We start from the raw sequence: 10528 nt of genomic DNA, 5'->3' as shown, positions 1-10528 counted from the left end.
AAGCGCAGCCCGGCATCGCCGTGCAGCCAGACCCCGGCGCAGGCCGCCTCGAACGGGGCCATGCCCTGGGCCAGCAGGCCGGCGATCAGGCCGCCGAGCACGTCGCCGGAGCCGGCGGTGCCGAGATGCGGCGAGCCGTGATCGTTGATGGCGATGCGCCCATCCGCCGAGGCGATCACGGTGTCGGCGCCCTTGAGCACCACGACGGCGCCGGCGATCCGCGCGGCCCGCGCCGCCCGTTCGGTCTTGGCGAGGCCCTCGGCCACCGCTTCGGTCCCGGAGAAAAGGCGGACGAATTCCCCCTCGTGCGGGGTGAGCACCGCCGACGCCTCGCCGTCGCGGATGTGACGGGCCAGGGTGCGGACCTCGCTGCGGAAACTCGTGAGGGCATCGGCGTCGAGCACCAGGGCACGACCGGCGGCTGCCGCCACCGCGACGAGATCGCAGGTGGCGGGACCGGTGCCGAGGCCGGGGCCGAGCAGCAGGGCGTTCAGCCGCTCGTCGGCGAGCATGTCGTCGAGATCGTCGGCGTTCTCGCAAGCGCGCAGCATGATCGCGGTGAGATGGGCCGCGTTCTCCGGCAGGGCCGAGGCTGGCGAGGCCACCGTCACCAGTCCCGCCCCGATCCGCAGCGCCCCCCGTGCGGCGAGCCGGGCCGCGCCGGTGCGATAGGCCGGGCCCGACAGCACCAGGGCGTGGCCGCGAGTGTATTTATGGCTGGCGGCGGCGAGCCGGGGCAGCGTCCACAGGCCGGGCCGGTTGTGGAAGAGGACTCTGTCCTGCCCGGCGATGCCGGCGGCGAAGGCGGCCTCGCCCGTGCCGATATCGGCCACGTGCAGCACGCCGCATCGCGCCCGGCCCGGCTGCAGCAGATGGCCGGGCTTGAGGGCGACGAAGGTGACCGTCTCGGTCGCGGCCACGGCAGCCCCCCGGACCGCGCCGCTGTCGCCATCGACGCCGCTCGGCATATCCACGGCGAGAACGGGGCAGTCCGCGCGGTTGACGGCTTCCACCAGGGCGCGCGCCAACCCGTCGAGATCGCGCGAGAGGCCGGCGCCGAACAGGGCATCGATGATGAGGTCGGCCGCGGCCAACTCCGCCTCCGCCGGGCCGACCGGGCCGGGCCAGGCTTCGGCGGCCAGGGCCGCGTCGCCTGTGAGGGCGCCACGCTCGCCGAGCAGCCGCAGATCCACCCTGTAGCCGGCCTCCGCCAGGAGCCGTGCGGCGACGAAGCCGTCCCCGCCATTGTTTCCGGGGCCGCACAGAACCAGGGCCCGGCCTCCCTCCGGCAGGAGACCCCGGGCGCGCTCGGCGACGGCGGCGCCGGCCGCCTCCATCAGCGTCAGACCGGGGATGCCACCCGCGATCGCCGCCGCATCGACCCGGCGCATCGCCTCAACGGTGAGCAGGCGGTTCGCGATTCCTCGGGGTTCCACCGGCTCATGCATGTAACGGATCCACCATATGCCCTAAATTTCACCGGTTGAGGCGAAAATGCCTACATATTCCGCCTTGCTTGCCTGTTTCGTGCGCATCTTGCCGGAATGCGGAGTCAAAACGCCGTGGCGGTCGCGCGACGGCGATGGTAGATAAAGAGGGAAGTGAAAGACGCGCACGGATCGGGCTTTTCCGGATGAAGAAGATCGAGGCGATCATCAAGCCGTTCAAGCTCGACGAGGTGAAGGAGGCGCTCCAGGAGGTCGGCCTCCAGGGCATCACCGTGATCGAGGCGAAGGGCTTCGGCCGGCAGAAGGGCCATACCGAGCTGTACCGCGGCGCCGAGTACGTCGTGGACTTTCTTCCCAAGGTGAAGCTGGAGATCGTGCTCTCCGACGCCTTGGTCGAGGGCGCCGTCGAGGCGATCCGCAAATCGGCCCAGACGGGCCGGATCGGCGACGGCAAGATCTTCGTCTCGACGATCGAGGAAGCGATCCGCATCCGCACCGGCGAGACCGGCTCCGACGCGATCTGATCCGGGCGGCCCCGGAGAAGGGTGTCGGGCTGGCCTGCTTCGTGAAGGGCCGGCGCCGTCCGCGCTCCGAAGGCATCGTCCCGAAAGCTGTTCACGGCTTTCGGACGAAGACGATGCCAAAAGCCAGAAACCCAGCGGATCGCCCCAGCTTCGGTCTTCAGGGCGATCCGCTGAGAGCGCCCTAGCCGAGCGACGCCGTGCCCGATCTCGATACCATCGTCAGAGACATCGCCGAGGAGATGCGGGCGCGGCCCGACCGGGGCGAGGTGGCGCGCTACATCCCCGAACTGGCCGGCGTCGATCCGCAGGCTTTCGGCTTGGTGGTGATCGATGGCGACGGCCGGGCCGCCGTGGGGGGCGATGCCGACATCCCCTTCTCGATCCAGAGCATTTCCAAGGTCTTCACCCTGACCCTGGCCCTCGGCATGGTCGGCGACCGGCTCTGGCGCCGGGTCGGCCGCGAGCCCTCGGGCAGCCCATTCAACTCCATCGTCCAGCTGGAGCGCGAGAACGGCATCCCGCGCAACCCCTTCATCAATGCGGGCGCCATCGCCGTCACCGACGTAATCCTGTCGGGTCACCAGCCGCGTGAGGCGCTGGGCGAGATCCTGCGCTTCATGCAGTTCCTGGCGCAGGACAACGGCATCGCCATCGACGAGAAGGTGGCGGCATCCGAGAAGCGCACCGGCTTCCGCAACGCGGCGCTCGCCAATTACATGCGCTCGTTCGGGGTGATCGAGAACCCGGTCGATTACACGCTCGGCGTCTATTTCCACCACTGCGCCATCGCGATGAGCTGCCGCCAGCTCGCCACCGCCGGGCTCTATCTGGCCTATTCCGGGCTCCACCCGCTGGCCGGACACACGGTGATCTCGGCCGAGCGGGCGCGGCGGATCAACGCCATCATGCTCACCTGCGGCCATTACGACGGCTCGGGCGATTTCGCCTACCGGGTCGGCCTGCCGGGCAAGAGCGGCGTCGGCGGCGGCATCCTGGCGGTGGCGCCGGGCAAGGCTTCGATCTGCGTCTGGTCGCCGGGCCTGGATGCGGCGGGCAATTCCCATCTCGGGCGCATCGCCCTGGAGATGCTGGTGAAACGCACCGGCTGGTCGATCTTCGGGGTGTGAGGCGCCGGCCTCTCCAGTATCCCGTCTTCACCCTCATCCCGAGGCCCCCTCGCGCGGCCGATTCGGCATGAGGACGATGGAATTTGGCCGGCAAGTGAGCTCGAACAAGCGAGCTCGAACAAAAAAGCCGCCCCCGACTTTCGACGGGGGCGGCTTGTTTCGAGCCTCGATTCTCGGCCTCGAGAGCCTTACGCGACGGCCTTCTGCGCGGCTTCGCTCGGGAGCGGAACCTCGGAGATCGTCTTCAGGACCTGCGAGGCGATCTGGTAGGGGTCGCCCATGGAGTTCGGGCGGCGGTCCTCAAGGTAGCCCTTGTAGCCGTTGTTGACGAAGGAGTGGGGCACGCGCACCGAGGCGCCGCGATCCGCCACGCCGTAGGAGAACTTGTTCCACGGCGCCGTCTCGTGCTTGCCGGTCAGGCGCATGTGGTTGTCCGGGCCATAGACGGCCATGTGGTCTTCGAGGTTGCGCTCGAAGGCCGCCATCATCGCCTCGAAATAGTCCTTGCCGCCGGTCTCGCGCATGAACGTCGTCGAGAAGTTGCAGTGCATGCCCGAGCCGTTCCAGTCGGTGTCGCCGAGCGGCTTGCAATGGTACTCGATGTCGATCTCGTACTTTTCGCACAGGCGCTGCAGCAGGTAGCGCGCCATCCACATCTCGTCGGCGGCCTTCTTGGAGCCTTTGCCGAAGATCTGGAATTCCCACTGGCCCTTGGCCACCTCGGCGTTGATGCCTTCGTGGTTGATGCCGGCGGCGAGGCAGAGGTCGAGATGCTCCTCGACGATCTTGCGCGCCACGGGGCCGACATTCGAGGCGCCGACGCCGCAATAATACGGGCCCTGCGGGGCGGGGTAGCCGGTCTCGGGGAAGCCGAGCGGACGGCCGTTCTTGTAGAGGAAGTATTCCTGCTCGAAGCCGAACCAGGCGCCGGCATCGTCGAGGATGGTGGCGCGCTTGTTGGACGGGTGCGGGGTCTTGCCGTCCGGCATCATCACTTCGCACAGCACGAGCACGCCGTTGGTGCGGGCCGGGTCGGGGAAGTGGCGCACGGGCTTCAGCACGCAATCGGAGGAGGAGCCCTCGGCCTGCTGCGTCGAGCTGCCGTCGAAGCCCCAAAGCGGGAGCTGCTCGAAGGTCGGGAAGCTGTCGTACTCCTTGATCTGCGTCTTGCCGCGCAGGTTCGGAGTCGGGGTGTAACCGTCGAGCCAGATGTACTCGAGCTTAAACTTGGTCATTCCGAGTCTCTCGTGCCTTGAGGATCCGTGTCCTACGAAACCTTTTTTCGGAACCGGCGCCGTTTTCCAGTCTGCTGTCCCCGGTGGGTGCCGCGCGTCCGGCGGTTTTGCCCGCCACGTCCGAGGACGACGATCCACCGAGGAGCAGGGCGCCAGCCCGACCCCCGAAGGCAGGCCTTCCGGCCCACGCTTCGCTTCGCCGTCTAGCATTTTGCATGCCAGCGCCAGGGAAAGTGCGGAATGGTTCCTGCGGCAAATGCGACTGCGGGCACGGGCGAGGGTGGGGACAAAATCCCTCGAAAGGCCCGGCGCGGCGCGGATTTTTGCCCTGGGACGGGTGGCAACGACGAAGCCTGGGCGATATCGTCCGCGCCGGCTGGCCAGACCGGTCGGAGGCGGGAGTGGGGACGGTGCCCGGATCAGGAGCCGATTGTCTCGCAGGACACGCCCACCGCGCCATCGGGCTCGGCGGGAGGGCTCCCCATGCACGGGAGCTGCCGTGAGGCGGTTCGCGCCCCGGATGCGGCGGACGGCCTCCCCCGCAGAAGCCCCTGTCGCCCGATTGATCAGCCGAGTCGCATGAACGGGCCGGCCGAGGACACCCCCGCCCCGGGGGAAGAGTCCGCCACCCGCTTCCGGACATTGCCGAGGAGACGCACACGATGAGTACGGCCGCTGATGTGCTGAAGGCCATCAAAGACAACGACGTGAAGTACGTCGACTTCCGCTTCACCGACCCGCGCGGCAAGTGGCAGCACGTGACCTTCGACGTCTCCCTGGTCGATGAGGAGATCTTCCAGGACGGCACCATGTTCGACGGCTCGTCGATCGCCGGCTGGAAGGCGATCAACGAATCCGACATGCTGCTGATGCCGGATCCCTCCACCGCCTGCATGGATCCGTTCTTCTCCGCCTCCACCATGTCGATCGTCTGCGACGTGCTGGAGCCCTCCACCGGCGAGCCCTATGCCCGCGATCCGCGCTCGACCGCCAAGCTCGCCGAGGCCTATCTGCGTTCGACCGGCATCGGCGACGAGATCTTCGTCGGCCCCGAGGCCGAGTTCTTCGTGTTCGACGACGTGAAGTTCGGCGCCGACCCGTATCACACCGGCTTCCAGCTCGACTCCACCGAGCTGCCGACCAACGGTTTCACCGATTACGAGGGCGGCAATCTCGGCCACCGGATCCAGACCAAGGGCGGTTACTTCCCGGTGCCGCCGCAGGATTCGGCCCAGGACATGCGCGGCGAGATGCTGGCCGCGATGCAGTCGATGGGCGTGAAGGTCGAGAAGCACCACCACGAGGTCGCTTCCGCCCAGCACGAGCTCGGCATGAAGTTCGACAAGCTCACCACGCTTGCCGACCACATGCAGATCTACAAGTACTGCATCCACAACGTGGCGCAGAGCTACGGCAAGTCCGCCACCTTCATGCCGAAGCCGGTCTACGGCGATAATGGCTCGGGCATGCACGTGCACCAGTCGATCTGGAAGGACGGCAAGCCGCTCTTCGCCGGCGACAAGTACGCCGACCTCAGCCAGGAATGCCTGTGGTACATCGGCGGCATCATCAAGCACGCCAAGGCGCTCAACGCCTTCACCAACCCGTCCACCAACTCCTACAAGCGTCTGGTGCCGGGCTATGAGGCCCCGGTGCTGCTGGCCTATTCGGCCCGCAACCGTTCGGCCTCCTGCCGGATTCCGTGGACGACCAACCCGAAGGCCAAGCGCGTCGAGGTCCGCTTCCCCGATCCGATGGCCAACCCCTACCTCGCCTTCTCGGCGCTGCTGATGGCCGGCCTCGACGGCATCATCAACAAGATCGATCCGGGCCCGGCCATGGACAAGGATCTCTACGACCTGCCGCCGCGGGAGCTGAAGAAGATCCCGACCGTCTGCGGCAGCTTGCGTGAGGCGCTGCAGAACCTCGACAAGGACCGCGCCTTCCTCAAGGCCGGCGGCGTGTTCTCGGACGACCAGATCGACTCGTTCATCGAACTGAAGATGACCGAGGTGCTGCGCTACGAGATGACCCCGCACCCGATCGAGTTCGTGAACTACTACTCGCTCTGATCGAATCGGGCCGGGCGCGATGCCCGGCTCGCCGCGACGGACCGCGCGCCGGGGCCTCGGAAGGGGCTCCGGCGTTTTCTTTCCAACGGTTCTCACGTCTTGGGTTGCGAAAGGATATAATTGCAATCCAAGGATTGAAGCGATGGGTGGGCCCGCCTCGCATCATGAGCCAGAGAACGAAGCTGCGGAACCGTGCTAGACGGCGGCTCGGCCGCCTGCCGCCGACGCCGGAATTCATTCGGTTCGGATCGCTCTTCCACCAGGACATCGACTTTCGGTGCGACGGCCTCGAAAAGGTCGTCGGCGACGTCGCCCGCACCTTCCGAGGCGAGGATCGGAAGCGGCTGTACCATTTCGTCGGGCAGATTCTGCAGAGCGACTTGGCGCCGGACGAATTGGACAAGCTCTGGCGGCTGACTCAATCGGATATTTATATCAACCCGGAAGGTCTTCGGTTCTTTTTCACTCTCGTTCGCGATCACCTGCGCAAGGGGCTTTAGGCGCGCGTTGCCCTTGGTGATTGGCTTGCGCGCGAGCATCGGTTCGCTTCGAATGGAGCAGGTTTTCGACCCAAGCCCATGCCGGAACCTCGCTCAACACTCTCTGCTCGGCCCGAGCCGTCTGCGTGCAGGAGATAGCCATGCCCCTCACCATCCCCGTCATCCTCGGCACGGTCCGCAGCGAGCGCCAGGGCATCCGCGCCGCTCGGTTTCTCGTCGCGCGCCTCGAAGCCCGCGGCCACGTGGCCCCGCTGGTCGACCCGGCTGAGCTGCAACTCCCGCTGCTCGACCGGATGTACAAGGAATATCCGAAGGGCGAGGCGCCGGAGCCGCTGGAACGGCTGGCCTCCCTCTTCCGTGGCGCCGATGCCTTCGTGGTGATCTCGGCCGAGTACAATCATTCGATCCCGCCGGCCCTGTCGAACACCCTGGATCATTTCCTCGAGGAGTATTTCTGGCGGCCCTCGGCCATCTGCTGCTACTCGGCCGGGCAATATGGCGGAGTGCGCGCGGCGATGCAGCTGCGGGCGATGCTGGCCGAACTCGGCACGCCGAGCATCCCCTCGCTGCTGCCGATCCCGCGCATCCACAAGGCCCTGAGCGAGGCGGGCGAGCCCGCCGAGGATTGGCTCGGCCGTGCGGCTCAAAAATTCCTTGACGAATTGACGTGGTACGCCGAGGCGCTGAAGGCGAAGCGGGCCGAGGGCGGCACGCCGTACTGAGCCCGACCGTTCCCGCCGCACACCCTCCGCCGCGCCGTCGCAGTGCGCGGCACGGTGAACCCAGGCGCTACCGTTCCGATTGTTCGTCTCGATGCGAAGCGGAGAGGAACGGATGAATCCGAGCGTGGACAGGGTCAGGGACGCGCTGGCCGAACTGATCAAGGCGGCCTTGGTCTCGGACGACCACCGCAGCCTCGCCTTCCGGAGGGAGGCCGCCGCCAGGATCGCGGTGCTTGCCGCCGACCCGCCGGAGGCGGCCGATATCCGGATCGACGGCGCCTGGACCTTGGCGGTCCGCGCCGCTGAGGCGCCCGCGCTTCAGCCGGAGGAGGGGAGGGTCAGCCTGACCCTGCCGCAGGCGTCGCCCTTCACCCTCGAAGACCTCACCCGCGCCGGGTTCGACGTGGATGGCGCGGTCGAGCGGATCCGAAAGTCGGCCTCGACGGGGTGAGAACGGGGCGAACCTGTTCACGGACACCACCATAGCGTTGTCCTCGAACGGGGAAAGGCCCATCTTCCCGGGACGCCGGGATCGTCAACGGTCTCCCTCTCATCGAAAATCCTGCGCGCCGGCTCATCCGAGCGGCGCGGCGAGCCCTGTCCTTGGCCAAACGCATCACTCCGAAGACGGGCCTTCCCGCTCTTCCCTCCCGCGAACAGATCCTCGCCTTCATCGCCGACGCCCCCGGAACGGTGGGCAAGCGGGAGATCGCCAAGGCCTTCGGCCTGAGCGGGGCCGACAAGATCGGCCTCAAGGCGATCCTCAAGGAGATCGAGGCGGAGGGCGGTCTTTCGCGCGGCCGCGGCGGGTTCCGCAAAGGCGGCACGGGGGGGAGCCTGCCGCCTGTGGTGCTCGCCGACATCGTCTCGCGGGATCGCGACGGCGATCTCGTCGCCCGCCCGGCGCAATGGGAGGGCGAGGGAGAGGCTCCGAAGATCGTGGTCGAGGTGCCCCGCGCCGGCCGCAGGAGCAACCGCCCGGCGCCCGGCCTCGGTGACCGCGCGCTGATCCGCGTCTCGCCCGACCCGGAGGCGCCCGGCCGCTATACCGGCCGCGTCGTCAAGGTGATCGGCAAGAACCGGGCGGAGGTGATCGGCGTCTATCGCGCCGGCCGCGACGGCGGGCGTCTCCTGCCGGTGGAGAAGAGATCGCAGGGCAAGGAAATTGCGATTCCCGCCGGTGAGGAGGGGGAGGCCCGTGACGGCGATCTCGTCAGCGTCGCGGTGGAGCGCGAGACCAAGTTCGGCCTGCCCCGGGGCCGCGTGACCGAGCGGCTCGGCTCGCTCGGCTCCGAGAAGGCGGTGAGCCTGATCGCGCTGCATATCCACAACATCCCTCACGTGTTCCCCAAGGAGGTTCTGGCCGAGGCCGATGCGGTGAAGCCCGCGACCAAGCGCGGCCGCGAGGATTGGCGCGAACTGCCGCTGATCACCATCGATCCGCCGGACGCCAAGGACCACGACGACGCGGTGATGGCGCAGCCCGATCCCGATCCGGCCAATGCCGGCGGCTTCATCGTCACCGTCGCCATCGCCGACGTGGCCGCCTACGTTCGGCCGGGCTCCGCCCTCGACCGCGAGGCCCTGCTGCGCGGCAATTCGGTCTATTTCCCCGACCGGGTGGTGCCGATGCTGCCCGAGCGCATCTCGAACGATCTCTGTTCGCTGCGCGAGGGCGAGGACCGCCCGGCGCTCGCCGTGCGCATGGTGATCGGTGCCGATGGGGTCAAGCGCAGCCACGGCTTCCACCGCATCCTGATGCGCTCGGCGGCCAAGCTCGCCTATGCGCAGGCGCAAGCCGCCATCGACGGTCGCCCGGACGAGAGGACCGGGCCGATCCTGGAGACGGCGCTGCGCCCGCTCTACGCCGCCTACGAGGCGATGAAGCGGGCCCGCGACGCCCGCGGCCCGCTCGCCCTCGACCTGCCGGAGCGCAAGGTGCTGCTCAACGCGGAGGGCGGCGTCGACCGGGTGATCGTGCCGGAGCGTCTGGAGGCGCACCGGTTGATCGAGGAGTTCATGATCCAGGCCAATGTGGCGGCGGCCGAGACCCTGGAGAAGGCGGGTTCGCCGCTGATCTACCGGATCCACGACGAGCCGGCTCTGGAGAAGATGCGGGCGCTCTCCGAGGTGCTCGCCTCCGTGGGCATCAAGATGACCAAGGCCGGGGCGCTGCGGCCCGACCTGTTCAACCGCATCCTGGCCCAGGTGGCCGAGAGCGAGCACGCGCCGTTCATCAACGAGGTGGTGCTGCGTTCGCAGGCACAGGCGGTCTATGCTGCACAGAATCTGGGCCATTTCGGCCTCAACCTGCGCCGCTACGCTCACTTCACCTCGCCGATCCGCCGCTACGCCGATCTCATCGTTCACCGGGCGCTGGTCCGTGCCTGCGGATTGGGCAAGGATGGCCTGTCCGCCGAGACCACGCCCGGCATGCTCGAAGCGGTGTCCGAGCAGATTTCGGGAGCCGAGCGGCGGGGGATGGCGGCCGAGCGCGAGACCATCGACCGGCTCATCGCCGGCTATCTCGCCGACCGGGTCGGCGCCACCTTCTCGGGCCGGATCTCCGGCGTGACGCGCTCCGGCCTGTTCGTGAAGCTCGACGAGACCGGGGCTGACGGCTTCGTGCCGGTCTCCACCATCGGCGCCGAGTATTACCGCCACGACGAGGCGCTGCACGCCCTCGTCGGCGACCGCAGCGGCGAGACCTACCGCCTCGGCGACACGGTCGAGGTGCGTCTCGTCGAGGCGGCGGCGGTGGCCGGCGCCCTGCGCTTCGAGATCCTGTCGGAGGGCCGCAGCCGGTCCGGGGCGAGGGGCGGCGGCCCCAAGCGAAGCGGGATCAAGGCCAAGCCGGGCAGGGCGAAGGGGCCTGCCAACGGGCCTCCCAAGGGGGCGAA

General features: G+C 68.1%; 9 protein-coding genes. 6 read left to right on the top strand and 3 right to left on the bottom strand.

Annotated features, from left to right (window positions below):
- The coding region (locus MZTS_RS16375; protein WP_192284663.1) for an NAD(P)H-hydrate dehydratase at positions 1-1448 on the bottom strand (1448 nt) is incomplete at its 3' end.
- 185 nt (positions 1449-1633) lie between these two features.
- Between MZTS_RS16375 and MZTS_RS16370 the strand changes: the two genes are divergently transcribed.
- Together MZTS_RS16370 and MZTS_RS16365 are read left to right on the top strand one after the other, a co-directional pair.
- On the top strand, positions 1634-1972 hold the full coding sequence (locus MZTS_RS16370) for a P-II family nitrogen regulator (protein WP_009866062.1): 339 nt from the start codon (positions 1634-1636) through the stop codon (positions 1970-1972).
- Positions 1973-2169: 197 nt separating this feature from the next.
- Entirely contained in the window at positions 2170-3099 is a 930-nt protein-coding gene (locus MZTS_RS16365; protein ID WP_192284662.1) for a glutaminase, read from the top strand.
- A gap of 188 nt (positions 3100-3287) precedes the next feature.
- Here the strand turns inward: MZTS_RS16365 and MZTS_RS16360 are convergent, their stop codons facing one another.
- Positions 3288-4334, bottom strand: coding sequence for a glutamine synthetase beta-grasp domain-containing protein (locus tag MZTS_RS16360; protein ID WP_192284661.1), 1047 nt, complete (start codon positions 4332-4334; stop codon positions 3288-3290).
- A gap of 662 nt (positions 4335-4996) precedes the next feature.
- On the opposite strand from MZTS_RS16360, the gene glnA reads away from it, so the two are divergent.
- On the top strand, positions 4997-6406 hold the full coding sequence (glnA, locus tag MZTS_RS16355) for a type I glutamate--ammonia ligase (protein WP_192284660.1): 1410 nt from the start codon (positions 4997-4999) through the stop codon (positions 6404-6406).
- A gap of 92 nt (positions 6407-6498) precedes the next feature.
- Here the strand turns inward: glnA and MZTS_RS16350 are convergent, their stop codons facing one another.
- Positions 6499-6945: a hypothetical protein gene (locus MZTS_RS16350; protein ID WP_192284659.1), complete on the bottom strand. Its 447-nt coding sequence runs from the start codon at positions 6943-6945 to the stop codon at positions 6499-6501.
- A gap of 101 nt (positions 6946-7046) precedes the next feature.
- Between MZTS_RS16350 and MZTS_RS16345 the strand changes: the two genes are divergently transcribed.
- The 3 genes from MZTS_RS16345 to rnr form a co-directional block, all read left to right on the top strand.
- Positions 7047-7628 (top strand): NADPH-dependent FMN reductase, encoded by a 582-nt coding sequence (locus MZTS_RS16345; RefSeq protein WP_192284658.1) that lies wholly within the window; start codon positions 7047-7049, stop codon positions 7626-7628.
- 112 nt (positions 7629-7740) lie between these two features.
- A complete protein-coding gene (locus tag MZTS_RS16340; RefSeq protein ID WP_009862749.1) occupies positions 7741-8079 on the top strand; it encodes a hypothetical protein in 339 nt (112 codons plus the stop codon).
- Positions 8080-8231: 152 nt separating this feature from the next.
- Positions 8232-10528 (top strand): ribonuclease R (gene rnr / locus MZTS_RS16335; RefSeq protein WP_192284657.1); only part of this gene is annotated, 2297 nt, incomplete at its 3' end.

The organism is Methylorubrum zatmanii, assembly GCF_014845115.1.
Taxonomy (GTDB): domain Bacteria; phylum Pseudomonadota; class Alphaproteobacteria; order Rhizobiales; family Beijerinckiaceae; genus Methylobacterium; species Methylobacterium zatmanii.
This window is presented reverse-complemented; position numbering and strand designations above follow the sequence as displayed.